Origin of the sequence: Pseudomonas sp. NFACC16-2, from assembly GCF_900119205.1 — a bacterium.
GTDB lineage: Bacteria > Pseudomonadota > Gammaproteobacteria > Pseudomonadales > Pseudomonadaceae > Aquipseudomonas > Aquipseudomonas fluorescens_Q.
On sequence record NZ_FPIX01000038.1, the window covers coordinates 34,686 to 59,652 of the forward strand.

At 60.1% G+C, this 24,967-nt stretch carries 20 protein-coding genes; 17 read left to right on the forward strand and 3 right to left on the reverse strand.

What is annotated here, in order from left to right; translation table 11 throughout:
* The first annotated feature begins 79 nt into the window (after positions 1-79).
* The gene (locus tag BT116_RS23890) at positions 80-2,131 is read left to right on the forward strand and encodes a M3 family metallopeptidase (RefSeq protein ID WP_072347578.1); all 2,052 of its coding nucleotides are present in this window, start codon (positions 80-82) and stop codon (positions 2,129-2,131) included.
* Here BT116_RS23890 and BT116_RS23895 read toward each other — a convergent pair.
* Entirely contained in the window at positions 2,073-2,753 is a 681-nt protein-coding gene (locus tag BT116_RS23895) for a phosphatase domain-containing protein (RefSeq protein WP_072347580.1), read from the reverse strand. The genes BT116_RS23890 and BT116_RS23895 overlap by 59 nt on opposite strands.
* A gap of 399 nt (positions 2,754-3,152) precedes the next feature.
* Here BT116_RS23895 and BT116_RS23900 point away from each other — a divergent pair, with 399 nt between their 5' ends.
* The 6 genes from BT116_RS23900 (at position 3,153) to BT116_RS23925 (ending at position 14,647) form a co-directional block, all read left to right on the forward strand.
* Positions 3,153-3,689, forward strand: a complete 537-nt coding sequence (locus BT116_RS23900; protein WP_072347582.1) for a hypothetical protein — start codon at positions 3,153-3,155, stop codon at positions 3,687-3,689.
* A 9-nt stretch (positions 3,690-3,698) separates the two neighbouring features.
* Positions 3,699-4,226 (forward strand): hypothetical protein, encoded by a 528-nt coding sequence (locus BT116_RS23905; protein ID WP_072347584.1) that lies wholly within the window; start codon positions 3,699-3,701, stop codon positions 4,224-4,226.
* Positions 4,227-4,236: 10 nt separating this feature from the next.
* Entirely contained in the window at positions 4,237-10,719 is a 6,483-nt protein-coding gene (locus BT116_RS23910) for a S8 family serine peptidase (RefSeq protein ID WP_256572598.1), read from the forward strand.
* A 318-nt stretch (positions 10,720-11,037) separates the two neighbouring features.
* On the forward strand, positions 11,038-12,096 hold the full coding sequence (locus BT116_RS23915; RefSeq protein WP_072347585.1) for a PA0069 family radical SAM protein: 1,059 nt from the start codon (positions 11,038-11,040) through the stop codon (positions 12,094-12,096).
* A 204-nt stretch (positions 12,097-12,300) separates the two neighbouring features.
* Positions 12,301-13,032, forward strand: coding sequence for a carbonic anhydrase (locus BT116_RS23920; protein ID WP_063323564.1), 732 nt, complete (start codon positions 12,301-12,303; stop codon positions 13,030-13,032).
* A gap of 88 nt (positions 13,033-13,120) precedes the next feature.
* Positions 13,121-14,647 (forward strand): SulP family inorganic anion transporter, encoded by a 1,527-nt coding sequence (locus BT116_RS23925; protein ID WP_072347586.1) that lies wholly within the window; start codon positions 13,121-13,123, stop codon positions 14,645-14,647.
* A gap of 162 nt (positions 14,648-14,809) precedes the next feature.
* Here BT116_RS23925 and BT116_RS23930 read toward each other — a convergent pair whose 3' ends face one another.
* Positions 14,810-15,460 (reverse strand): hypothetical protein, encoded by a 651-nt coding sequence (locus tag BT116_RS23930; RefSeq protein ID WP_072347587.1) that lies wholly within the window; start codon positions 15,458-15,460, stop codon positions 14,810-14,812.
* Positions 15,461-15,832: 372 nt separating this feature from the next.
* Here BT116_RS23930 and coxB point away from each other — a divergent pair, with 372 nt between their 5' ends.
* The 4 genes from coxB to BT116_RS23950 all read left to right on the forward strand — a co-directional run bounded on the left by coxB (position 15,833) and on the right by BT116_RS23950 (position 20,221).
* Entirely contained in the window at positions 15,833-16,960 is a 1,128-nt protein-coding gene (gene coxB, locus BT116_RS23935; protein ID WP_072347588.1) for a cytochrome c oxidase subunit II, read from the forward strand.
* Positions 16,961-17,042: 82 nt separating this feature from the next.
* The gene (ctaD, locus tag BT116_RS23940; RefSeq protein ID WP_003196332.1) at positions 17,043-18,635 is read left to right on the forward strand and encodes a cytochrome c oxidase subunit I; all 1,593 of its coding nucleotides are present in this window, start codon (positions 17,043-17,045) and stop codon (positions 18,633-18,635) included.
* A gap of 122 nt (positions 18,636-18,757) precedes the next feature.
* Complete coding sequence (locus BT116_RS23945; protein WP_072347589.1) at positions 18,758-19,309, forward strand: cytochrome c oxidase assembly protein; 552 nt, start codon at positions 18,758-18,760, stop codon at positions 19,307-19,309.
* Between the two features lie 24 nt (positions 19,310-19,333).
* Positions 19,334-20,221: a cytochrome c oxidase subunit 3 gene (locus BT116_RS23950; protein WP_072347590.1), complete on the forward strand. Its 888-nt coding sequence runs from the start codon at positions 19,334-19,336 to the stop codon at positions 20,219-20,221.
* Positions 20,222-20,229: 8 nt separating this feature from the next.
* Here the strand turns inward: BT116_RS23950 and BT116_RS23955 are convergent, their stop codons facing one another.
* Positions 20,230-20,433, reverse strand: a complete 204-nt coding sequence (locus BT116_RS23955; RefSeq protein WP_014335867.1) for a twin transmembrane helix small protein — start codon at positions 20,431-20,433, stop codon at positions 20,230-20,232.
* 70 nt (positions 20,434-20,503) lie between these two features.
* Here BT116_RS23955 and BT116_RS23960 point away from each other — a divergent pair, with 70 nt between their 5' ends.
* The 6 genes from BT116_RS23960 to BT116_RS23985 all read left to right on the forward strand — a co-directional run.
* A complete protein-coding gene (locus tag BT116_RS23960; RefSeq protein WP_072347591.1) occupies positions 20,504-21,241 on the forward strand; it encodes an SURF1 family protein in 738 nt (245 codons plus the stop codon).
* Complete coding sequence (locus BT116_RS23965) at positions 21,207-21,800, forward strand: hypothetical protein (RefSeq protein WP_072347608.1); 594 nt, start codon at positions 21,207-21,209, stop codon at positions 21,798-21,800. Before BT116_RS23960 ends, BT116_RS23965 begins: the two co-directional genes overlap by 35 nt.
* A 10-nt stretch (positions 21,801-21,810) precedes the next feature.
* Positions 21,811-22,890 carry a COX15/CtaA family protein gene (locus BT116_RS23970; protein ID WP_072347592.1) on the forward strand — a complete coding sequence of 360 codons (1,080 nt, stop codon included), beginning with the start codon at positions 21,811-21,813 and terminating at the stop codon, positions 22,888-22,890.
* Positions 22,878-23,777 (forward strand): heme o synthase, encoded by a 900-nt coding sequence (gene cyoE / locus BT116_RS23975; protein ID WP_072347596.1) that lies wholly within the window; start codon positions 22,878-22,880, stop codon positions 23,775-23,777. The genes BT116_RS23970 and cyoE overlap by 13 nt, the downstream gene beginning before the upstream one ends.
* On the forward strand, positions 23,774-24,409 hold the full coding sequence (locus tag BT116_RS23980) for an SCO family protein (RefSeq protein ID WP_072347598.1): 636 nt from the start codon (positions 23,774-23,776) through the stop codon (positions 24,407-24,409). Before cyoE ends, BT116_RS23980 begins: the two co-directional genes overlap by 4 nt.
* A gap of 331 nt (positions 24,410-24,740) precedes the next feature.
* A partial coding sequence (locus BT116_RS23985) for a transposase domain-containing protein (RefSeq protein ID WP_175557958.1) occupies positions 24,741-24,967 on the forward strand: 227 nt, incomplete at its 3' end.

The window sequence follows — 24,967 nt, forward strand, 5'->3', positions numbered from 1 at the left end:
AAGCGGTACATATATACCGCAGGGCTTAAGGCCTTCCTGCCCAGACTTGTTCATCAAGTCCACTGACAGGAAGGCTTCCATGCCCCACGCTGACAACCCGCTGTTGCAGGCCCACGACCTGCCCCCTTTCGCCCGGATTCAAGCCAGGCATTTCTCACCGGCCCTCGACCGGATCCTGGCCGAGAGCCGCGCCCAAGTCGCCCATATCATCAAGACCCAGGCAGCGTTTCCCACGTGGGACGACCTGGTGCTGGCCATGGATGAAATCCATACACGGCTGGAAGGTTTCGACGCCTTGCTGGACCTTCTGGCCTCGGCCCGGAGCGGGGACGCGTGGGCGCAGGCTTCACTGGACTGCACGGAGCGGCTGCATGATTTCCAGCGCTGGCTGAGGCAGCATCCGGAACTGTTCCAACTTTATCAGCGCCTGGCAGACAGCCAGATCGCCCAGCATTTCGAACCGGCGCGCACACGCGTCCTGGAAAAAATCCTCCGACAATTTCGCCAGAACAGTCTGGCGCACACGTCGCGACCCGACCTGGACGCCTTGAAGCGCCGCATCAAAGGGGCCGAACAGCTGTTTCTGGAGAACCTGCACAAGGCCAATAACGCCTGGAGCAAAACCTTCGACAATGAAAGCGAGTTGAGCGGCCTGCCATCGGCCTTCAAGCAGCAGATGGCCCGCCAGGCGCGCGAGGCCGGGCACACCGGATGGCGGCTGGCCCTCAGCGATGAGTCTTTTGGCATTGTCACGGGCTACGCCGACAATCGCCTTTTGCGCCAAGCACTGTACGTGGCCTACAGCACCCGCGCATCGGACCAGGGGCCCCACGCCGGCCAGTTCGATAACGGCAAGGTTCTCCAGCAATTGCTCGATGATCGACACCAGTACGCGACAGCACTCGGCTACGCGAATTTCGCCCAAATGGCGCTCGAGCCAGAACAAGCCGAATCGGCCGAGCAGGTCACGACATTCTTGCGCGGGCAACTCGCCCTGCACCAAAGCGCTTTTGCCAAAGAAACCGAACAGCTCAAGGCCTTTGCCCGCCTGCAGGGTTTCAGCGAGCTGCAACCTTGGGACTATCCGTACCTGACGGAAAAGCTTCGCCAGCAGGCGGCGGGAACCTCCCGACATGCGCTCAGTGCCTGGTTTCCCTTGGCATCGACATTTACACAACTGCTGCTGATCGCAACGGAGCTGTTCGGGGTGGATTTCATCGAACGTCAGGAGGTTGCCACCTGGCATCCGGAGGTGCGGCTTTTCGAAGTTCGTGAATGGGATCAGCTCATCGGCTACCTGTATTTCGATCCGTTCGACGACGCGAACCGCAACGGCTACCCCAATACCACCACCCTGCGAAACCGCTCCATCACCGCCGAAGGCCGGCCCCGTTACCCTATCGCGATCCTGCACGGATGGCTGCCGCGCGGCTCGGGAGCCCAGCCAGCCGTGCTCGACCACCTGCAGTTGCGCATTCTGTTTCATGAGTTCGGCCATTGCCTGCATCATCTGTTGACCCGGGCCGAGTACCGCGAGATTTCGGGCATCACCGATCTATCCCGCGATACGTCCGAGTTTGCCGGCATGCTGTTGGAACAATGGTGCTTCTCCAAGCCATGCCTGGTCCGCGTGTCGAAGCACTACCAAACCGGTGCGGCGATGCCGGAGAAGGTCGCCGATCAACTGCTGACCTTCGCCAATACTCAGGCCAGTTGGGAAACCGCCGTGCTGTTGCGCAATGCGTTATTCGACATGGAGCTGCATCGAACCCACGGCGATGGCCGTAGCGTCCAGCAGGTGTTCGACCAGGTCAACGCGCACACGGGGCATCTGCCTGTGTTCGTGAACGAACGCTGGCCCAATGGCCTGGACTATATGGTGACCGGTTATGCGGCGAAGATTTACGCCTATGCCTGGTCGAAGGAATGGGCCCTCAGCGTGCTCGAGCGGTTCAAGCGCGACGGCCTGTTCAACCCGGCGACAGGCCGGGCGCTGCGCGAAACCGTGTTTGGTCCGGGCGACTCGCGGCCACTGTCCGAATCCATCGCCGCCTTTATCGGCACACCGCCGGTCAATGCTCCGGCTGCAAAACCTGAGGATCGAGGTGTCGCGCCGTCGTCGTTGAATTGACCCAGCTTTCCAGGGAGCACAGGGCAAACACGCTGGTGCTGCAGTCGCCGTTCGCCAATGCCGTGCGAAGTTTTTCCACATCGGCCTGCATCATGTAGCGAACGCCATCCTTGAAGTGATGGCTGTCACCGAAGCCGCCCTCCGTCATTTCGTTCAGGGCATCTTCTTTGCTCCAGCCCTGGACCACCACCCGGTACATGGCGGCCACCAGCCCGGTGCGGTCCGAGCCGTGCTTGCAGTGCATCAGCACCGGCCCCTTGGCTTCGGCCGCCTTGACGGCGCGCAAGGCCCTGAGTATGTCGCTGTCATCGACGTGATTGGTGCGATAGGGCAACTGCACCTGCTCGATGCCGGGGGTGGACAGCCAGCGCTTGTCCGACTCCGGCAGGAAGGTGATGACCGTGCCGATCCTGAGCTTCGTCAGCAAGGGCACCGCCCCGCCGTCCGGCAGGGAGCTGCGGTAGAGCGTGGGGGACATCTGGTAGAGGTTGTAGTCCTTTTCCACTGGCTGCGCCCATTCCGCAGGTCGAGGCTCGCCAAGTTCGTCTGCCTCTGATCGGTCGACCACCAGCAAGCCCAAAAGTGAAATGAAAAGTACGGCAACAACGGAGGGTTTCAACATGCTCAATGATCACAACAGTACGGGCGCAGGTAGCTTCGGCCTGATCCAGTCAAAATACTGTGAGACGTGTGTGAACGAATTGTAAATCGAAGGCCGGGAAAACTGGACTGTACCAACACGACCGACGACTGACGACACTCCGTTGGAGCATGTGTAACTCCTTGTCATATTAGAATCCGTTTTTTCGAAAAACTGTATGGCAATCTCCAAATTGTTCAGAGGCACTTGAAAGCATAGGACTCTCTTCAGAGCCTGTTAACACGAATTGTTATAACCCTCCCCCTTATATAGGTCGCCTTCTCGGGCGACCTGAAGCAGTAATCGGTTATTTCCTCACCGCAGTAACAACAAACAAAATAGGATTTGCGTGAACGCAGTACAAATGTAAAGGGAAGTTACATGAATATTCTTGTGAAAATTTACGCTGCACTATTGACGTTTTCTTTCCAAGGCATTGAAGCCGGCTGGGCAGCGGAAAACGATCACCGAACCTCTCGCGCGCAACACTTGAACGTTCGGGAGGAGAATTGCCCTCGTAGCGAGCGCATCGGTTACCCCAGCGTCGCGATGACAATCGGCTACCCGCTGGAATGGGACGCACCGGAAACCGTGGGCCATCCCGACGTCAGGGTGCACATTGTCGAAGCAGACCAAAACCATGATTTGCTGGCGATCTTCGATAGCGCGATCCCGACTCAAGAAGAGCAAGGCATGAAGATCTATGAGGACGGGAAAGTCAGTCGGTACCGATTCACTGGCTCAGATGGCCAGGACCTGTATGTCAGTAAATTAGATAACATCTGGATAGGGCACAGGAAATTTCATACGTACATAGTCAATTATAAATATTCGATAACATGCTCAGACCTCCGAGGTGTGGACGACATTGTACTGAATTTTCTTAAGCAAACCTTCCCCATAACTGAAGACAAATAAGGAGCATGGATGCTGCATACCATTAAATTGTCGATGGCGGCGCTAATCATTTTATACCAGCAACTGGCACTGGCCGACTGCACACCTGACATAGACGGAAAGTCATCGCGACTCACACGTCTTAACTTGAATACCGAAGAGTGCCGTACGATAGATCCCAGCCCTTTGGCGCTGTTAGAGATGACTGTTGAATTTCCCTCGGCCAAAGTCGTCCCGAACGCAATCGGGGATCGATACATGCTGTTTTGGCTAAAGGAAGTGGACGTCGGATATAGCGTCATTGGGTCATTCGAAGGGCTCACCCCTACCCGCGAAGAAAACGGCCTCTTCATTTACAAGAGAGGAGGATATACAAGCCTTCACTTCAGCGGCTCAGATGGGGAAAGCGTTGCCATCAGCCAGATGGGTATCTCGTGGGTAGCGAGGCGGATGTTCCATGGGCTTGCAGTCAGTTACCAATACCGAGCCACCCATACAGACTTCAAGGCTATGGACGAGTTTGCCTTGGAGTTCCTGGAACGCATCATTATTGATTAAAGGTTAACGGATGAACATGATCAATATGACAGCTGAACAGCTGTCGGAAGTCGAGCGCCTGCGTCAAGCCAAGCGTTACCCTCAGATGTATCAGTACCTACGCGGCTTAGTCGCTGCCCAGCGCCGAGCAACCACAGCCCCCTCACGACTCAAGGACATGAAAATCGCCGAGAACTGGTTAAGTGTTGCAACCAGCATCAATGCAAACGACGGCAACTTCAGTAACGAAATGGTTCGGGGGTCAATGCAATTTGCGGCTGCCGCAAAACAACGACCACTTACCGATGCGCAATTTCAGAAGGCTTCGGATGATCTGGCTGAGAAGGTAGGTCAGCATATTCGCGATAGCCGCGGTGTCCCGCCGATCGGCTACATCATCCGCGAAGATGTCAAATCTGCGGTAGAAGGGCTAAATCTTGAGAACTGGAACTGGGCGGGTACCGTTGCCGACGCCCTGCCTACCTGGACGGGCGGCTTGGGCCGCGACTTTGTACAGATCTCCGGCGACGGTCCCGAGTACGCCAAAAATCTCATCATCGCGACGATGCAAAACGCCGCAGGCCTGAGTCGCTATCTCAGTAGTTTCACTGAAATGGATATCGTACCGGCGTTCAAGTACGCGCGAGAACTTGAACGCTACGCTGCCGACAACCGTCATAAGGTCTTCCAATGGTTCGGCGCAGGCGACAACACCCCTGCCCAGCCTGACGTCAACCAGTCGATCCAGATCCACATCGACACTTCGCCCAAACCGCAGCAGCGTATCCAAGGCGAGGATCAGGCGCGCCAGGACGTGGCCAACGGCTACGTGCTGAACGCCGCGACCCACAATGTTTTCGCCCTTGGCGGCATTCTGAACAATACCGACTTCGCCTCGACCCAAATGGCCAGCCTAACCTCCGGCGGCATCCGCCCGGGTGAAATGCAACTGGACCCGAACGCCCGCCCCAATAGCCATCTGTCAAAGTTTTACAAGAACGAGCTAAACCTAAGCAGCACTAATTTAAGTCTGCGCAATGCGGTCACCCTCAATGCCCTGTCGGCCATGACCACGTTTAACACTTTCGTCGATCCGTTGCTGCTTGATCTCGGCGGCGATGGTGCGCGCATGACCGACTTGAGCGACGCCGTACTATTCGATACCGACCACAGCGGCACACTCAAGCGCACTGCCTGGGCCGACAGACGCACCGGCATGCTGGTGATTGACGATGGTAGCGGTCAGATCAAAGACGTCAGCCAGATGTTCTCCGAGTACTACAAGGGCAAGACGGGCATCGGAGGAACCGCAGGCGAGGCACGCTTTAAGAACAGCTTTGCCGCACTTGCCAGCGAGGACAGTAACGGCGATGGGGTTATCGATGATCGGGACCCGATCTGGAACCAGTTGCGCGTATGGGTGGATGCCAGTCATGACGCCAAGGTTGACGGCGGTGAGCTTAAGACCCTGACCGAACTGGGCATCACGCAGATCAATGTGCGGGCCTCGAGTACACCGGGAGAGACCCGCGATGGCAGTCGCGTGCTGGCTCGGGGTTCGTTTGTCATAGGCGGTGCTAGCCGAGAGGTATTGGCGGTGGACTTCCTGGGTGAACCGGTTAGCAGCACCACGACCCGCCAAGGCAACGGTATCCGTGTGGTCTCTACCTGCGGTGATGTTACGACCATCGCTTATAGCAGTACCAACAGCAACGGTGAGCATCTGGATGCCACGGCGCTGGGCGTGAACAACCTATATGGCGGCAGCGGCGACGATCAGCTCACCGCAGCAGCCGACGGAAGCTGGTTGGTTGGAGGTGGAGGCAGCGATACCTACATCGGCGGTATCGGTGACGATGTCTTCGTAATCAGCGCCAGCGACGATCCAAGGAACATCCACGGTAACGGCGGTCGTAATACCGCGCTGATCGTTGGTGACCGCGGCGTGACACTGAACATGGCCGAAGCCGGCCTGACCATTGCTCAGGCCGGCCGTGGCGACGACGTGATCCGCAGTGGCGGCAGCGCAGGTGTGTTTATCAAGGGGGGCGAGGGACATGCGACGCTGATCGGAGGCGCGGGCAACGACGTGCTGGTCGGCGGCAGCGGACATAACACCCTCATTGGCGGCAACGGCAAGGCTGTGATCTATGCCGGTCCTCAGGGCGATCTGATTTATGCCTCCGCCGGAGGCAGCATCATCTATGCCGGCGGCGGCAACGACGTCATCCACGGCGGAGCCGGTAACGATGTGATCGAGGTCGGCCACGGTAACGCACGGATTGACGGCGGCGGTGGCACGAACCTGGTCAGCCTGCACGGAAAATATGGCGAATACCGCATCACCCGCACCAATACCGGCTACCAAGTGGCTGACAGTCTCCCCGGGCGTGATGGCACGGTGCAGTTGCGCAACATACAAAAACTCAACTTCTCCGACATTAGTTCAGTCGACCTGTCACAGCCCCATGCCATGCCAGTCGCCGATTTCCTGCGACAAGACAAGGACGGACAACGCTTCGACCGCCGACGCACGCACCTGATCGCCGCTGCCAGCTTACTTGCCAACGATCTGCTGCTAGGCAGCAAGGGTGGCCTGCGCATCGACAACGTCGGCGACGCCACCGGTGGTTCGGTTAGCCTCACTGGCCATGGCGATATCCTGTTCACACCAAAGGCCGGTTACACCGGCATGATGAGCTTCAAGTACGGCATCATCGACGCCCAAGGTAACAAGTCGGCCTCAGCGGTCGACCTCAGCAGCGGCCAGAGCGCACCGATGCGCGCCAGCGTGACACTGAGAAGCACCGACATGCCGGACGACCCGCTGGTTTCTCAACAGTGGTACCTGAGCGATACCAACGTGCTGCCGGTATGGCGCGACTACACCGGCAAGGGCGTGCGTATCGCCATGTTCGAGCCTGGCGGCCAGTTCGCCACAGCGCCGGAGATCTTCGACATCCAGCATCCCGATCTGGCCGCTAACGTCGATCAGACCTGGCTCAAGACCCAGCGCGACAAAGAGGTGCTGCCGGAACTGGCCTCCAACCACTCGACCATGGTTGCTGGAGTAATGGTCGCTGCACGCAACGATACCGGTGGCGTCGGTGTGGCCCCTGACGCGAAACTCAGCGGCTACTACCTGGCCAATAGCGGCAACGATCTGACCAACCTGGGCAATATGGTCAACCACGATATCGCCAACCACAGCTGGGACTTCGAGCAAGACTTTGCCATCAGTAATCTGCAGAACGGCACCATTGACACCGCCACCTCCCTGGCAGCCAACGCCCGCTATGCCGCGCACAACGGCCGCGGCGGTCTGGGTACGGTGATCGTTACTGCCGGTGGCAACCAGCGCGCCCACGGCGGCAGCGCCCAGGGTTCGCTGACCAACAACAACCGCTTCTCGATCCAAGTCGGCGCAATCAATGCCCAAAGTGATCTATCGACATTACAGATAGGTTCCACGCCGTTCTCCAACCCAGGCGCCAGTCTGCTGGTTTCGGCCCCCGGCAGCAATGTGCTGTCCACCAGCCGACGGCTCGAGACCGAACGAGGTTCGACCTTCGGCGACGACTACACCAGCATGCAGGGCACCAGTTTCGCCGCACCGATCATTTCGGGCGTCGTCGCACTGATGCTCGAGGCGAACCCAAACCTTGGCTACCGCGACGTCCAGCAGATCCTTGCGCTGTCCGCTCACCAGGTAAACGACCGCGCCACCCGTTGGGATGACAATGCGGCACACAATTGGAACGGCGGCGGTATGCACATCAGCCACGACTATGGTTTCGGGGAAGTGGATGCCCGGGCCGCCGTGCGCCTGGCCGAGAGTTGGATGGTACGCAGCACCGGTAGCGACGAAATTGTGTTCAGCGCCCACAGCGGTGTTCTGGGCAAATCCCTGACCGGGGGAGCCAACCTGAATAACCTCTTGCAAATGGATGCTGGATTGAGCATCGAACACGTCGAGGTTGACCTTGATGCCACGGTCGGTCGCCTTGGCGACCTGATCGTCACCTTGATATCGCCACAGGGCACTCGAAGTATCCTGCTCGACCGCGCGGGAAAGGTACCCGAGGGCATGCAGGGAGCGAGCGAGACAGACCGTGGTAGCCACCGTTCCGGTGCATTCAAATACAGCTTCATGAGCAACCGAGACAGGGCTGAACACTCCGCCGGTACCTGGACCCTGAAGGTCATGAACGCCGCTGACGGTCTACCGTTGACTCTCAACAGTTGGACCCTGCGCCTGTATGGCAGCAAGGCCACTGACGATGACACCTACTACTACACTGACGAATACCTCAAGGCCGTGCAAAACCAAGCCGATCGCGGGGTGCTGGACGACCCTATCAACGGTACCGCGGGAGGACGCAACACCCTTAATGCCGCTGCGGTGAGCGACGATACCCAAATTGATCTTCTTACGGGCAGGGCCAACATCGGCGGCGGCGCTCTGATAATACGCAACCCGGGCAACCTGCATAACATCATCACCGGGGAGGGCAACGACACTCTGGTCGCTGGCAATATCGATGCGCTACTCAATGGTGGCCGCGGTGACAATCGCCTGACCGGCGGCAATGGTAAGGATTTCTTCGTTGTGCACCGCCGCGAAGGTGGCCAAGACACTCTTCACCGTTTCGAACCGGCAAAAGGTGAAATCGTCTGTCTGGTCGGCTTCACCGGCAAGACCTTCGCAGATCTGAAGCTGCAACAGCAGGGCAATGATGTCCGGGTGGAGCTGGGCAATGGCCAACACATCCTGCTGAGCGGACAATCGCTACAGACCATCACAGCAGCGAACTTCCAGTTCCAAGAGCACTTCGTTGCTCCGGCCCACTACGTCAGCAGCACTCAAATACCCATGCACACGAATGACGTCGACACCGTGGTGCTCAATGGCGGTGCCCAAGGCGTGAGCATGGCCAGCGGGCCGGACGGCCAATTAGTTGCCTCGTTGGCGGGTAAAGTTTACAGCCACGACAGCGCCACATCCGACAGGTTTGTCATCGCCCACCAGACCAATGCCAGTGACTACCGCAACGCCTTACGAGGCTTCCGTCATGGCATTGACAAGATCGACCTGAGTCAGGTTGGAGTGACGCGTTTCGAAGAGCTGAACATCGTCCAGAACGACCGCGGCACGATCAACGGTCTGTCACAGATCCATGGCGTTGAGCTGAGCACCACGGTTCTGCGTGGCGCCGACCAGCCGGTGAAACTGATCTACATCGACGCAATCGAAGTGGCCCAGCTCAATGTCGGAGACTTCATCTTCGCCACCCAGCACCTGCCAATGGAAACCACGCAGCCCACATCGCCGCACCGTTTGCTCAACCCGGACCTGACGAGCCCGAGCCGGGATCCTAGAATGAACGACCACTGGCGCGACTACTTGAACCACACCGCAAAGGTCACCCTCCCATCAAGGCCACCGATTGAAATCCCAAACTTCGAGATCCCTACTGTCAATATCCCACGGCCCCCTATACGGGAGTTTTCCACCCTCGAAGGCAGCGGTCACTCCACTGTCAGACCGGCACAACCCTACCAACTGGTTGCCGCAGGTATGGCCTGGAGCGCTGGAGCATTGTCCGGGTTGTTTGGCACATCGGTGTCAGAACAAGCCCCTCTCTATCAAGTGACCCTGGCTGACGGCTCGCCATTGCCCGCCTGGATGACCTTCGACCCGGTCCAAGCGACATTGAGCGGCACACCGGAGGCTGGTCTCAGCACCAACTACGATCTCAAGGTTAATGCCGGCTCACAGGCCAACGCCATGCTGCATCTGATAGTCCAACCTACAGTACTGACTGTGCCGACCTTCCAAAGCGTCACCCTGACCGATGACCAAGTGGCAGTGGACCTGTCCAACCCATTTACTCAGGTGAGCGCCAGCGGCGGTCGTCATATTGTATTGATCGGCAGCGGCGGAGCCACCGCGACCCTGCTGGGAGAGGAGGACCAGACCGTGATTGCGACCGGTTCCCGGGCCCAAGTGACCTTGGGCAATGGCAACAACACGGTTAAAGGAGGGGTCAGCAAACTGATGGTCGGCGATGGTGACAACCAGATCGATAATACCGCCACCTTCGCCAGCATCAAGTTGGGTAGAGGCCACAATACGGTGATTGCACATGGCACAAGAGCCCGTGTCGAAGTCGGTGACAGCCAGACCGATATTGAGTTTCGTGGTGTTATGGGTTCCCTTAGCTTCGGCGAGGACGTAATGCCCGATCAACTGTGGTTCAAACGCAAAGACGATGATTTGCTGGTGAGTCGTATTGGCACCGCTCAGCAGGTCATCGTGCATAACTGGTACGCCTCCTCGTCCGCCCGTCCGGGCGATATCATCGCCGGCAACGGCCGGCGTCTAGCTGAACGCAATGTCGAAAACCTGGTCCAGGCCATGGCTCCGTTCACGCTGTCTACCGACATTTCCGGCAATTTCCACGTATCTCAGGCACATGCCCTACAGCCGGTGCTCGCCGCCAACTGGTACTAGGTACTAGCTGCGGGATGCCTGCGGGTCGCCTTCAAGTACATGGGTGTCCGTCCGTCAAAGGCGAACCAGCGTAGCTGCAACTTATGCGGGACGCAGGTTTGCCCGCGAGGGACGACTGACAAGCCCCACGATTCAGTAGTAGGGCACTGCGTGGAGTAGCGCCGCTGTACGAAGAGTAATTGCAAGCACAGGAAGTTTGTGTAAACGAACTTTGAATCGAATAGTGCCACCGTCTGAAGGCAATCAACTGCTGAACGGCTCTGGTTGAAAACAGCGCACTCGAATACTGTATGCATATACAGCAAATGGAGTATCCCCATGCCAGCCCCCCTTCCACCGCGCGGCCGCGGCACCGCGACCAATCCGCACAACCGCTTTGCCCCGAGTCGCTCGGTGATCGAGGACGACGGCTGGTATCAGGAAGTCCCGCAGACCCAGGGCACCGAAGTGCGCATCGAAACGGCGAAGACCATCATTACCCGCAACACCTCGTCCGATCTCCCGTTCGACCGCTCGATCAACCCGTACCGAGGCTGTGAGCACGGCTGCATCTACTGCTATGCACGACCCAGCCATGCCTATTGGGACCTGTCGCCGGGGCTGGATTTCGAAACGAAGCTGATCGCCAAGACCAATGCCGCCGATGTGCTGGAAGAGCAATTGTCCCGGCGCGGCTATCAATGCGCACCGATCGCGCTGGGGTCCAACACCGATCCCTATCAGCCTATCGAACGCGAACAACGGATAACCCGCCGGATTCTCGAGGTGCTGCTGCGTTATCGGCATCCGGTGACCATCGTCACCAAGGGTTCGCTGATCCTGCGCGACCTGGACCTGCTGACCGAGCTGGCGCAACAACGCCTGGTGCACGTGATGATCAGCCTCACCACCCTGGACGATGAACTCAAGCGCATTCTCGAACCCCGCGCGGCGGCACCCAAGGCTCGGCTGCGGGCGATCAAGGTCATGCGCGAGGCGGGGATCGCCGTGGGGGTGCTGTGCGCACCGATGATCCCGATGATCAACGACAGCGAGATCGAGAGCCTGCTGGCCGAAGCCCACGCCGCCGGCGCGCAGAATGCCGCCTACGTCATGCTGCGCCTGCCGCTGGAAGTCGCGCCGCTGTTCGAGCAGTGGTTGCAGGCGCATTACCCGCAACGCGCCGCCCACGTGCTGAGCCTGGTGCGCCAGAGCCGCGGTGGCGAACTGTATGACAGCCGCTTCGGTGCGCGGATGCGCGGCGAAGGCCCGTTCGCCGACCTGCTGGCCCAGCGATTTGCCAAGGCACTCAAGCGCCTGGGGCTGGAGCGCCGCGACGGATACAATCTTGACTGCGATGCCTTCTGTCCGCCGGGCCGACAGATGTCGTTGATTTGATTAAAGTTGAACCTGGAACGGCGCTGGACATGATCTGCGCCAGCGTTTCGCCACCCCTGGAATCATTGTCCTAGAGCCTTCGATTTCAGTTTGAGTTAAGTTTCGGCCGCTACCTTGTTCAGCGAGTGACTGACAGGTCGAACACCCCGACCTGGACGTATTTTAACCAGCCACTGGCGTCATACCGTCAAAAGAGGATGAATCATGAGTGACAAGGATAAACAGCCGTTGGCTGCGTCGGCTTCAGCCCAACCCGAGGCGGAAACCGCCGATGCAGCGCTGCAGCATATTGTTGACGGCTTTTTGCATTTCCATCACGAAATCTTTCCGCAACAGGAAGAGCTCTTCAAGAAACTCGCCACCGCCCAGAAACCCCGGGCGATGTTCATCACCTGCGCCGACTCGCGCATCGTGCCCGAGTTGATCACCCATAGCTCCCCCGGCGACCTGTTCGTGACCCGTAACGTCGGCAACGTCGTTCCACCTTATGGGCAAATGAACGGCGGCGTCTCCACCGCCATCGAATACGCCGTACTGGCCCTCGGCGTACAGCACATCATTGTCTGCGGCCATTCCGATTGCGGCGCCATGCGTGCCGTGCTCAACCCGGACACCCTGGAAAAAATGCCCACGGTCAAGGCCTGGCTGCGCCACGCCGAAGTGGCCAAGACCATGGTCCACGACAACTGTCCGTGTGGCGACGAAAAACAGACCATGCCGATCCTCACCGAAGAGAACGTGATCGCACAGCTGCAGCATTTGCGAACGCATCCCTCGGTCGCATCGCGCATGGCCAATGGTCAGTTGTTCATCCATGGCTGGGTGTACAACATCGAGACCAGCGAGATCAAAGCCTATGACGCGGACCAGGGACGTTTCCTGCCGCTCGATGGCAGCCATCCGATACCGGTGGCGACGCCCAAAGCGCGCTTCTAACCACTCCTAAACTTGTGTGGTTCAAGCCTTGCCGCCATTTGCGCGGTAGGGCCTCGCCATGCCTGAAGAAAACTTCGGGAGAGTCGCCATGCGTGCTCAATTAAAAGCTGTTCTGCCACGGGAGCTATTGGCTTCGGTGGTGGTGTTTCTGGTGGCGCTGCCCTTGTGCATGGGCATTGCCATCGCGTCCGGCCTGCCACCGGCCAAAGGCCTGATCACCGGCATCATCGGTGGCCTGGTGGTGGGTTTCCTGGCAGGTTCCAAGCTGCAAGTCAGTGGCCCGGCCGCCGGGTTGGCGGTGTTGGTCTTCGAATTGGTGCGCCAGCATGGCGTGACCATGCTCGGGCCGATCCTGTTGCTGGCCGGTCTGTTGCAATTGTTGGCCGGGCGCTTTCGCCTCGGCTGCTGGTTCCGGGTCACCGCGCCTGCGGTGGTGTACGGGATGCTGGCGGGTATCGGCGTGCTGATCGTATTGTCCCAGGTCCATGTGATGCTCGACGCCGCGCCCAAGCCGTCGGGGCTGGATAACCTCGCGGCGTTCCCGGCGGCGGTGGCCCAGGCCTTGCCGTCCTTCGGCTGGCAGGCCGGCTTGCTAGGTTTGTCGACGATTGCGGTGATGTGGTTGTGGGAGAAGTTTCGTCCTCACAGCCTGCGCTTCATTCCCGGCGCCTTGCTTGGCGTGGGCCTGGCGACCATTGCCAGCCTGCTGCTAGCCTTGCAGGTCAAACGGGTGGAAGTCCCGGAGAACCTCGCCGAAGCCATTGATTGGCTGCGCCCGGCGGACCTGCTGAACCTGGCCGACCCGACGCTGCTGATCGCCGCCTTCGCTGTCGCCTTCATCGCCAGCGCCGAAACCCTGCTGTCGGCAGCCGCCGTGGACCGTATGCACAGCGGAGATCGTGCGGACTTCGACCGCGAACTGTCGGCCCAAGGTATCGGCAACATGCTCTGTGGCCTGCTCGGCGCCCTGCCGATGACCGGGGTGATCGTGCGCAGCTCGGCCAACGTCCAGGCCGGGGCCACCACGAGGATGTCGACGATTTTCCACGGCCTGTGGCTGTTGCTCTTCGTGCTGTTGCTGTCCAGCGTGCTGCAAAGCATTCCGGTGGCGAGCCTGGCGGGCGTGCTGGTGTACACCGGTTTCAAACTGGTGGACCTCAAGGCGTTTCGCGGCCTGGGCCGTTATGGCCGGATGCCGATGTTCGTTTACGCCGCGACGGCGTTGGCGATCATCTTCACCGACCTGCTGACCGGTGTGCTGATCGGTTTCGGCCTGACCCTGGCGAAACTGGCCTGGAAAGCCTCACGGCTGAAAATCAGCCTGATCGACCTGCCCCAGGAAGGCGAGATGGAACTGCGACTGGTCGGAGCGGCGACCTTCCTCAAGGTGCCGGCGCTGACCCAGGTGCTGGGCAGCATACCGACAGGCGCGACCGTGCATGTGCCGCTCAATAACCTGAGCTACATCGATCACTCGTGCCTGGAGCTACTGGAAGAATGGGGCCGGGCGAATGCCAGCAAGGGTTCGAAGCTGCTGATCGAATCCCGCGGGCTCAAGCGCAGGTTGGAGGGGCGGTTGCGCACCACGGTGGGGGTTGGCGCGGCTTCTGCCTGACGCTCCCACGGGCAACCGCTCACTTAAGGTTTGCTTGATTCATTGTGGCGAGGGAGCTTGCTCCCGCTGGACAGCGCAGCAGGTCCATTTTTGTGAGTGCTTCGCACTCAAGCGGGAGCAAGCTCCCTCGCCACGGGGGCCGCTATTTTCTTGAGTGGCCCATCAAGCCGCCGGCTGATCCAGCTCCAGCCCAACGCCCAGGCGGCGGGACATGCACGGCCAGCGCTTCCAGGCCGCGCCGGTTTGCGGGCTGCTGAGCTTCTCGCGGTAGGTTTCTACCGACTCCAATGCAAACGTCTCGTCGTTGAGCATCTCATCGAACGTGTGATGGACCACTTCATCGAGTTGGTTGGCAAACTCCTCACCGATCAACTGGTGAGCGATCAGATTGGCGACCGTCATGTCCAAGGGGATCAATGGCTGGCCGAAATGCTTGATGTACAGGTCGTTGACCTCTTCGACGAACCGATGTGCCAGGTAGGCTTCGTCCAGAAGGCTGTCGAGCCCGACATGCCCGGCCATGATGGTCGGCGGCTGGAGGAAGTACTGTTCGGCAATCTTCAATACCGGTTTGATCTGCGACTCGATACCCGCCTCCCTGGCGACATCATTGGCTGCATCCAGCAGGTCGGGTACTTCCTCAATGTAGGCGGCGACAAAACGCGCCAGGACGTCGTTGGCGTCCGCGTCCGGCAATTGAATGGCTCGGTGCAGGTTCGGCAGCTGGGCCGTCAACTGACGGGCCAACTGGCCAGTCTCGGCCTCGTGTTGTTGGGCTTTTTGGATCTGCTCGCGCAATGCGGCGGTGTTCATGAAAACTCCAGGAAACAAAGGCAATGAAATAGGGAAGACATAACTTAGCTGGCGCAAAAACACTCCTAAGACCTATTTTTCATAACCGTCGCTTCCTTGCTACGTCGCAGTTATATCGATTTGCCATCACTCAGGTTGCATCCTTCTCCATTCGTGGGCTCTAGCGCAAGCCCCGGCTGTTTCAAACGATTTACGCCATCGCGTTGCGAGGTTGCAGGTGCTGTCTATACTCGGTTTGGAATGGAGTTAGCTGATGACACCCGATTGCATGTGCAGCAAGGCGCGGCGAGTCAATTAAGCAGTCTGAATAGCCGATCCCTTGCCGCAGGCTTTACGCCTACGGGATAACAAGAACGATAAGGGGAACCCGCAATGACGCGACATCCACACGTATGGATGGGCCTCCTGTTGTGGTCGATTTTCAGCCAGGCGCAAGCGGCCTGGACTGTGAATATGGCGCCTGGAGCGACACAGATCAGCAATGCAGTGTTCGACCTGCACATGACCATTTTCTGGATCTGTGTGGTCATCGGCATTATCGTCTTCGGCGCCATGTTCTGGTCGATGATGATGCACCGCCGCTCAACCGGCCAAAATGCCGCGCATTTCCACGAAAACACCCGCGTCGAAATCCTCTGGACGATCGTACCCTTCGTGATCCTGGTGCTGATGGCGATTCCTGCCACCGCCACCCTGATCAAGATGTACGACTCCAGCGAGTCGGACATCGATATCCAGGTCACTGGTTATCAATGGAAGTGGCACTACAAGTACCTGGGCCAGGACGTCGAGTTCTTCAGCAACCTGGCGACCCCCGCCGAACAAATTCATAACCAGAGCGCCAAGGGCGAGCACTACCTGTTGGAGGTCGACAAGCCGCTGGTGCTGCCGGTCGATGCCAAGGTGCGCTTTTTGGTGACCTCCGCCGACGTGATCCACTCCTGGTGGGTGCCGGCCTTCGCGGTCAAGCGCGATGCGATCCCCGGGTTCGTCAACGAAGCCTGGACCCGCGTCGACAAGCCCGGCCTGTACCGCGGCCAATGCGCCGAGCTGTGCGGCAAGGACCACGGCTTCATGCCCATCGTGGTGGAGGTCAAGAGCAAGCCCGACTACGAGAAATGGCTGGGCGAACGCAAGGCCGAAGCCGCGCAGCTTAAAGAGCTGACCAGCAAGGAATGGACGCGCGAAGAACTCGTTGAGCGTGGCGACAAGATCTACCACACCACCTGCGTGGCCTGTCACCAGGCCGAAGGCCAGGGCCTGCCGCCGATGTTCCCGGCCCTCAAGGGTTCGAAAATCGCCACCGGGCCCAAGGCTGATCACCTGAGCCTTGTCTTCCACGGCAAACCCGGCACCGCCATGGCCGCGTTCGGCAAGCAGTTATCGGAAGTCGATATCGCCGCCGTCGTGACCTATGAACGCAACGCCTGGGGCAACAACAAGGGCGACATGGTGACGCCGAAAGAAGTGCTGGAACTCAAACAGGCGGAAAGCAAATGAGCCGGCCTGACGTTCGTTCCCGCAACCGGTCGGGGCTCACTGCCCCGGGCCGTCCAGCCCACTCGTTCGAAGGAGACAGGACATGAGTGCTGTGATCGATGACCACGGTCATGCCGGCGCCGACCACGCCCATGGCCCCGCCAAGGGCCTGATGCGCTGGGTACTGACCACCAACCACAAGGATATCGGCACGCTGTACCTGTGGTTCGCGTTCTCCATGTTCCTGTTGGGCGGCTCGTTCGCCATGGTGATCCGCGCCGAGCTGTTCCAACCCGGCCTGCAGATCGTGGAGCCGGCGTTCTTCAACCAGATGACCACCATGCATGGCCTGGTGATGGTCTTCGGCGCGGTGATGCCGGCGTTCGTCGGCCTGGCCAACTGGATGATCCCGTTGATGATCGGCGCGCCGGACATGGCCCTGCCGCGCATGAACAACTTCAGCTTCTGGCTGTTGCCGGCCGCGTTCCTGCTGCTGGTGTCGACGTTGTTCACAGCTGGTGGCGGGCCCAACTTCGGTTGGACCTTCTACGCCCCGCTGTCGACCACTTATGCGCCGGAAAGCGTGACGTTCTTCATCTTTGCCATCCACCTGATGGGCATCAGCTCGATCATGGGCGCGATCAACGTGATCGCTACCATCCTCAACCTGCGTGCCCCCGGCATGACCTTGATGAAAATGCCGCTGTTCGTCTGGACCTGGCTGATCACCGCGTTCCTGTTGATCGCGGTGATGCCGGTGCTGGCCGGCTGCGTGACGATGATGCTGATGGACATCCACTTCGGCACCAGCTTCTTCAGCGCCGCCGGTGGCGGTGACCCGGTGCTGTTCCAGCACGTGTTCTGGTTCTTCGGCCACCCCGAGGTATACATCATGATCCTGCCGGCCTTCGGCGCCGTCAGCTCGATCATTCCGGCCTTCTCGCGCAAGCCGTTGTTCGGCTATACCTCGATGGTCTATGCCACGGCCGCCATCGCGTTCCTGTCGTTCATCGTCTGGGCGCACCACATGTTCGTGGTCGGCATTCCGCTGGTGGGCGAGCTGTTCTTCATGTACGCGACCCTGCTGATCGCCGTGCCCACCGGGGTGAAGGTGTTCAATTGGGCCAGCACCATGTGGCAAGGCTCGCTGACCTTCGAGACACCGATGCTGTTTGCCGTGGCGTTCGTGATCCTGTTTTCCATCGGTGGTTTCTCCGGGCTGATGCTGGCGATCGCCCCGGCGGACTTCCAGTACCAGGACACCTACTTCGTGGTCGCGCACTTCCACTATGTACTGGTCCCCGGCGCGATCTTCGGCATCTTCGCCTCGGCCTACTACTGGCTGCCGAAATGGACCGGCCACATGTACGACGAAACCCTCGGCAAGCTGCACTTCTGGCTGTCGTTCGTCGGGATGAACATGGCGTTCTTCCCGATGCACTTCGTGGGCCTGGCGGGCATGCCCCGGCGGATTCCCGACTACAACCTGCAGTTCGCCGACTTCAACATGGTCTCGTCCATCGGCGCGTTCATGTTCGGCACCACGCAGATCTTCTTCCTGTTCATCGTGATCAAGACCATCCGCGGCGGCCCACCCGCACCGGCCAAGCCGTGGGATGGAGCCGAAGGACTGGAGTGGAGCGTGCCGTCGCCAGCGCCGTATCACACCTTCACTACGCCGCCGGAAGTGAAATGAGATGACGCATGGAATCCCTGTGGGAGCGAGCTTGCTCGCGATGGTCGCGACTCGGTGTGTCAGACACACCGCTATCGCGAGCAAGCTCGCTCCCACAGGGTTCCGTGCAAGAGGCTGTAACCATGGCTGATTCGATTTCGATGAAGAAGTTGGTCACCCGTCTGTTGCTGGTGGTGGTGGCCATGTTCGTCTTCGGGTTTGCCCTGGTGCCGATCTACGACGTGATGTGCAAGGCGTTCGGCATCAATGGCAAGACCGCCGGGCAGTACGAGGGCGAGCAGGTCGTCGATGAGTCGCGGCAGGTTCGCGTGCAGTTCGTGTCGACCAATGCGGTGGACATGCCCTGGGACTTCTACCCCAAGGGTGATCAATTGGTGGTGCGGCCGGGCGCGGTGAACGAGATGGTCTTCGTCGCCCACAACCCCACCAACCGGCCGATGAGTGCCCAGGCGGTTCCAAGCATCGCGCCGAGCAATGCGGCGGCGTATTTCCACAAGACCGAATGTTTTTGTTTTACCCAGCAAGTGCTGCAACCCGGCGAACGCATCGAAATGCCCATGCGCTTCATCGTCGACCGGGACATGCCCAAGGAAGTGAAGCACCTGACGCTGTCCTACACGCTGTTCGATATCACCGCTCGTCATCCACCGGTGGCTTTAAACACTGACCGATAGCGTGCCCGATAAGGAGAACAATAAATGGCAACTCACGAACACTATTACGTTCCGGCCCAGAGCAAATGGCCGATCATCGCCACGGTCGGGATGTTCGTCACGGTGTACGGCCTGGCGACCTGGTTCAACGACCTCAAAGCCGCCCGACCCGAGTCCCATGGCCCGCTGATCTTTTTCATTGGCGGCCTGCTGGTGGCCTACATGCTGTTCGGCTGGTTCGGCGCGGTGGTCAAGGAAAGCCGCGCCGGGCTGTACAGCGCACAGCTCGATCGCTCGTTCCGCTGGGGCATGAGCTGGTTCATCTTTTCCGAAGTGATGTTCTTCATCGCGTTCTTCGGTGCGCTGTTCTATGTGCGCAACATCTCGGCGCCGGGCCTGGCAGGTGAAGGCACCAAGGGCCTGTCACACATGCTCTGGCCGAGCTTCGAGTTCGCCTGGCCATTACTGAACAACCCCGATCCGAAACTCTTCCCGGCGCCCAAGGAAGTCATCAGCCCCTGGGGCTTGCCGTTGCTCAATACCGTGCTGCTGGTCAGTTCCAGTGTCACCGTCACCATCGCCCACCATGCCTTGAAAAAAGGCCATCGTGGCGCGTTGAAACTCTGGCTGGCGATCACCGTGCTGCTGGGTTGCGCCTTCCTGGGCTTCCAGGCCGAGGAATACATCCACGCTTATAAAGAGCTGGGCCTGACCCTGGGCTCCGGCGTCTACGGTGCGACCTTCTTCATGCTCACCGGTTTCCACGGCGCCCACGTCACCATCGGCACGATCATCCTGTTCGTCATGCTGATGCGCATCATGCGTGGGCACTTCGACAACGAGCACCAGTTCGGCTTCGAGGCGGCGAGCTGGTATTGGCACTTTGTCGATGTGGTGTGGATCGGCTTGTTCATCTTCGTCTACGTACTCTGAAACCAACGTTACCAGGGTGCGTGGGAGACCAACTGGCCGCTGAAAAAGCCCCAGGCGATCAAGCCGACGGTGGCGGCGGCCAGACTGACCCGAATCGCCAGGGCGATGACCAGGCGATTGGAACTGCTGTCGTCCTTGACCAGGAAAAACAGACCACTGAACAGGCTGGCAATCGTGGCAATCAGCATCAGGACGATGGCTGCTTTTAGCATTAGGGACACTCCGGGGGGACGCGATGCACGTGAGTATAGCTATCCCGTTCGACGGCTTTCGGACGGCACCATGAAAGGCTTCCGGCCGGGCATCGTGCCGTCGCTGGTGGTGGCCGTGCTGGTGCCGGTGATGGTGTGCCTGGGGTTCTGGCAATTGAGCCGGGGCGAACAGAAGCGCGTGCTCATGGAAAATTACGCCGAGCGCCGCGTGGCGCCGCCGATGGACAGCACCGAGCTGGCGCACACCGCCGATCCGGCCTTTCGAGCGGTCACGCTGCAAGGCCAGTTCGACGCCGAGCACAGCGTCCTGCTGGACAACCGCCAGCACGACGGCAAGGTCGGGGTCGAGTTGCTGCAACCTTTCCTCGACCACCGGACCGGGCTATGGCTGCTGGTCAATCGCGGCTGGCTGCCCTGGCCTGACCGGCGTACGCCGCCGGTGTTCGAAACACCTGAACCCCCGGTGAGCCTGCAAGCCTGGGTCTACGTAGCGCCTGGCGCCACGTTCCAACTGCACGCCGATCCGGCCGGTGCCGCGTGGCCGCGCCTGGTCACCGCCGTGGAGCCCGACAAGCTCTGGGCCGAACTGGGCCGCAGTGGTTTCACCTATGAATTACGCCAGCAAAACGGCCCCGGCGCCTACCGGACCGATTGGCCGGTGGTGGCCATGGGGCCGGAAAAACACCTCGGTTATGCCGTGCAGTGGTTCGCCATGGCGGCGGCGCTGTTCGGCCTTTTTCTTTATCTCGGATGGCACAACGCAGGGAGACACCATGGGAAGCACCATGAATCCAACCAACACGTCTGAGGCGCCCGTGGCACACAACCGTCGCAAGGGCCGCGTGCAATTGCTGCTGATCGTGCTCGGGGTGATCGGCCCGATGATCCTGGCCACCGGCATGTACAAATTCCAGTTCTGGGTGCCCGACAGCCGCAGCTACCACGGCGAACTGATCGGCACCGGCCAGACTCGCGCCGAGATTGGCGTGCAGGCCGATGAACAGCGCTGGCAGATTCTGGTCACGGCGCCACAGGAATGCTCGGTGGATTGCCGGCAACTGGTGTACCTGGCCCGGCAAGTCCAGATCGGCCTGGGCCGCGAAGCCTCTCGCGCCAGCCATGCCCTGGCGGTGGCGCAACCGTTGGACGCCGAGTACGACGCCCAACTGCAGCGCGAATACCCGCAACTGCAACGCTACCCACTGGACCTGCCGGCCTATCAGAAAGGCGCCCAGGGCTCCGGTGGCGCCCAACTGTGGATCATCGACCCCCACAGCAACCTGGTGCTGCGCTACGACGCCCGAGTCAAGGGCAAGGACCTGCTCAACGACCTGCGCCACCTGCTGAAACTGTCGAACATCGGATGAGGGCATCGACATGGCCAAACCAGGATTTCGCCTCGCGCTGTTTGCCACGCTGCTGGCACTGATCGTCGTCCTGCTGGGCGCCTACACCCGGCTCACCCACGCCGGCCTCGGCTGCCCGGACTGGCCCGGTTGCTACGGGTTCATCAGCGTGCCCAAGAGCGAAGCCCAATTGGCCCATGCCGAGTTGCACTTTCCCGACACCCCGGTGGAGGCCCACAAGGGCTGGAACGAGATGGTCCATCGCTACTTCGCCGGGACCCTGGGCTTGATGATCGTAGCGTTGGCGGCACGGTCCTGGATGAACCGCCGCCGTCCGGGCCAGCCATTGAAGTTGCCGCTGTTCCTGCTGGCCGTGGTCTTTGCGCAAGCGGCGTTCGGCATGTGGACCGTGACCCTGAAACTCTGGCCCCAGGTGGTCACCGGACATTTGCTGGGCGGCTTCGCGACGTTGAGCCTGTTGTTCCTGCTGACCTTGCGATTGTCCGGCGTGCTACCGGCGCTGACCGTGCCCAAGCGCCTGCAACACTGGGCCACCGCCGGGCTGCTGCTGGTGATCGGCCAGATCGCCCTCGGTGGCTGGGTCAGCTCCAATTACGCCGCCGTGGCCTGTATCGACTTTCCCACCTGCCACGGCCAATGGCTGCCACCGGCCGACTTTGCCAACGGCTTCCACCTGACCCAGCACATCGGCCCGAACTATCTGGGCGGGCAGCTCGACAGCGACGCCCGCACCGCCATCCACCTGACCCACCGCATCGGCGCCTTGCTGGTGACCGTGGTGCTGCTGGGGCTGGCCTGGCAATTGAAGACCGTCGGCATGACCCGCCTGGCCGGGCTGGTGCTGACGGCACTGGCGGCGCAGATCACCCTGGGCATCAGCAATGTGCTGTTCCACCTGCCGTTGCCGGTGGCCGTGGCCCACAACGCCGGGGGCGCCGCGCTGCTGCTGACCCTGGTGCTGGTCAATTATCACGCCCGCACCAGCCTGGTCCGGGTCAAGCATCAAGTCCCGCTGCGCTGGCGGTTCAACCCGCATAAACACGGCGTCAGCCCCATCACGATAAAAGGAGAGATGCCATGGCAACCTTGACCGGTGAACGCCACAGCCAGGCGATCTGGCGCGATTACCTGGAGCTGACCAAGCCCAAAGTGGTGGTGCTGATGCTGATCACCTCCCTGGTGGGCATGTTCCTCGCCACCCGCGCCGGCGTGCCGTGGACGGTGCTGGTATTCGGCAACCTCGGCATCGCCCTGTGTGCCGGCGGCGCGGCGGCGGTCAACCATGTGGTGGACCGGCGCATCGACGCGGTGATGGCCCGCACCCACAAACGGCCACTGGCCGAGGGGCGGATTTCCCCAGCCGCCGCCCTGACCTTCGCCCTGGCCCTGGCCGTGATCGGCCAGGCCTTGCTGCTGGCCTTCACCAACCCGTTGACCGCCTGGCTGACCCTCGCCTCACTGCTGGGTTATGCCGTGGTCTACACCGGCTTCCTCAAGCGCGCAACGCCGCAGAACATCGTCATCGGCGGCCTGGCCGGCGCGGCGCCACCGCTGCTGGGCTGGGTCGCGGCCACCGGTCACGTCAGCGCCGAACCGCTGCTGCTGGTGTTGATCATCTTCGCCTGGACCCCACCGCATTTCTGGGCCTTGGCAATCCACCGCAAAGAGGAATACGCCAAGGCCGACATCCCGATGCTGCCAGTGACCCATGGCGAGCACTACACCAAGATCCATATCCTGCTGTACACCCTGGTGCTGCTGGCGGTGAGCCTGATGCCGTTCGTGATCCATATGAGCGGGATGCTCTATCTTGTTTGCGCGCTCGTACTGGGCGCCCGGTTCCTGCAATGGGCCGTGGTGTTGTACCGTGGCACTCGGCCGCACGCGGCGATCAATACGTTCAAGTACTCTATCTATTACTTGTTCCTACTGTTCATCGCCCTGCTTGTAGATCATTACTTACTGTTGAGCCTATGACTCGAACCCAGAAAACCGTCTTCATCCTCGTGGCCGTGATCGCGTTGATCCTCGGCCTGACCATCAACAAGGTGCTGTCGGGCAGAGGCCAGGGCGACCCGACCGCGCTGATCGACGCCGGCATCATCCTGCTGCCCCAGAGCCGCAACCTGCCGGACGTGAAAATGACCGACCAGGACGGCCAGCCCGTGGCGATGGACGGGTTGAAAGACAAATGGAGCCTGCTGTTCTTCGGCTACACCTTCTGCCCGGACATCTGCCCAACCACCCTTGCCCAACTGCGCCAGATCAAAAGCGAGTTACCGAAAGAGGCTGTGGATAAGTTGCAGATCGTGTTGGTGAGCGTCGACCCGAACCGCGACACGCCCAAGCAGCTGAAGCAGTACCTGGGGTACTTTGATCCGCAGTTCATAGGGCTGACGGCTTCATCGGTTGAAGACCTGCAGAAACTGGCGAATGCGGTGAGCATTCCGTTCATTCCGGCGGATACCAGTAAGCCCAATTACACGGTTGATCACAGTGGCAACCTTGCAGTGATTGGCCCGGACGGCACCCAACGCGGCTTCATCCGCGCGCCGTTAAACAATCAGAAACTGGTGGCGCAGTTGCCGGAGATGCTCAAGCGCAAATAGCGCCTCCAGGAGCACGCCGCTCAGCTAAACCATGCCGATTCCTTATGGTGAGGAAATCCCCTTGTGGCGAGGGGATTTATCCCCGCTGGGCTGCGCAGCAGCCCCCCAAAGCCTGACGCAATCAACACGGCGAAACCCTGTGGCTGGGCGCTTATCGGGCAAAAGCGTTGGCGCGTAACCCCGAGGCTGCGGCTCTGTAGATTTAGCTTTGCGCATAGCAAGAACCAAAAAAACCGCCCATGTGGCTAATGCCAGTCAGTTAAGCCTTCTCGCTTGACCTTTGGCCGCAAGAAATCAAAATCCGATGCCTGTACTGGCATCGGATTTTTTTATGCGTCTCGCTCGGGCACTGGAACTGACCCACAACATCGCCTCTACCCCCAACGCCATCGAGGGATTAGATGCCTTGCTCGATCCTTCTTTGGTCGAACAGGCGCTTGAACAAGCCGGTGTGGCGACGCTGCGCAAGCGTCGTTTGCCGCTGGAAATGATGCTCTGGTGCGTGATTTCCATGGCGTTCTTCCGGCGCATGTCTGCTTGGGATGTGGTCAGTCGCAT

Excerpts from the sequence above, each read along its gene's own strand:
- BT116_RS23915 (WP_072347585.1), top strand. The coding sequence starts at position 11,038 with ATGCCAGCCCCCCTTCCACCGCGCGGCCGCGGCACCGCGACCAATCCG.
- ctaD (WP_003196332.1), top strand. The coding sequence starts at position 17,043 with ATGAGTGCTGTGATCGATGACCACGGTCATGCCGGCGCCGACCACGCC.
- BT116_RS23895 (WP_072347580.1), bottom strand. The coding sequence starts at position 2,753 with ATGTTGAAACCCTCCGTTGTTGCCGTACTTTTCATTTCACTTTTGGGC.
- BT116_RS23925 (WP_072347586.1), top strand. The coding sequence starts at position 13,121 with ATGCGTGCTCAATTAAAAGCTGTTCTGCCACGGGAGCTATTGGCTTCG.
- BT116_RS23930 (WP_072347587.1), bottom strand. The coding sequence starts at position 15,460 with ATGAACACCGCCGCATTGCGCGAGCAGATCCAAAAAGCCCAACAACAC.
- BT116_RS23910 (WP_256572598.1), top strand. The coding sequence starts at position 4,237 with ATGAACATGATCAATATGACAGCTGAACAGCTGTCGGAAGTCGAGCGC.
- BT116_RS23970 (WP_072347592.1), top strand. The coding sequence starts at position 21,811 with ATGGCCAAACCAGGATTTCGCCTCGCGCTGTTTGCCACGCTGCTGGCA.
- BT116_RS23960 (WP_072347591.1), top strand. The coding sequence starts at position 20,504 with ATGAAAGGCTTCCGGCCGGGCATCGTGCCGTCGCTGGTGGTGGCCGTG.
- BT116_RS23950 (WP_072347590.1), top strand. The coding sequence starts at position 19,334 with ATGGCAACTCACGAACACTATTACGTTCCGGCCCAGAGCAAATGGCCG.
- BT116_RS23900 (WP_072347582.1), top strand. The coding sequence starts at position 3,153 with ATGAATATTCTTGTGAAAATTTACGCTGCACTATTGACGTTTTCTTTC.
- BT116_RS23890 (WP_072347578.1), top strand. The coding sequence starts at position 80 with ATGCCCCACGCTGACAACCCGCTGTTGCAGGCCCACGACCTGCCCCCT.
- cyoE (WP_072347596.1), top strand. The coding sequence starts at position 22,878 with ATGGCAACCTTGACCGGTGAACGCCACAGCCAGGCGATCTGGCGCGAT.
- coxB (WP_072347588.1), top strand. The coding sequence starts at position 15,833 with ATGACGCGACATCCACACGTATGGATGGGCCTCCTGTTGTGGTCGATT.
- BT116_RS23905 (WP_072347584.1), top strand. The coding sequence starts at position 3,699 with ATGCTGCATACCATTAAATTGTCGATGGCGGCGCTAATCATTTTATAC.
- BT116_RS23945 (WP_072347589.1), top strand. The coding sequence starts at position 18,758 with ATGGCTGATTCGATTTCGATGAAGAAGTTGGTCACCCGTCTGTTGCTG.
- BT116_RS23920 (WP_063323564.1), top strand. The coding sequence starts at position 12,301 with ATGAGTGACAAGGATAAACAGCCGTTGGCTGCGTCGGCTTCAGCCCAA.
- BT116_RS23965 (WP_072347608.1), top strand. The coding sequence starts at position 21,207 with ATGGGAAGCACCATGAATCCAACCAACACGTCTGAGGCGCCCGTGGCA.
- BT116_RS23955 (WP_014335867.1), bottom strand. The coding sequence starts at position 20,433 with ATGCTAAAAGCAGCCATCGTCCTGATGCTGATTGCCACGATTGCCAGC.
- BT116_RS23980 (WP_072347598.1), top strand. The coding sequence starts at position 23,774 with ATGACTCGAACCCAGAAAACCGTCTTCATCCTCGTGGCCGTGATCGCG.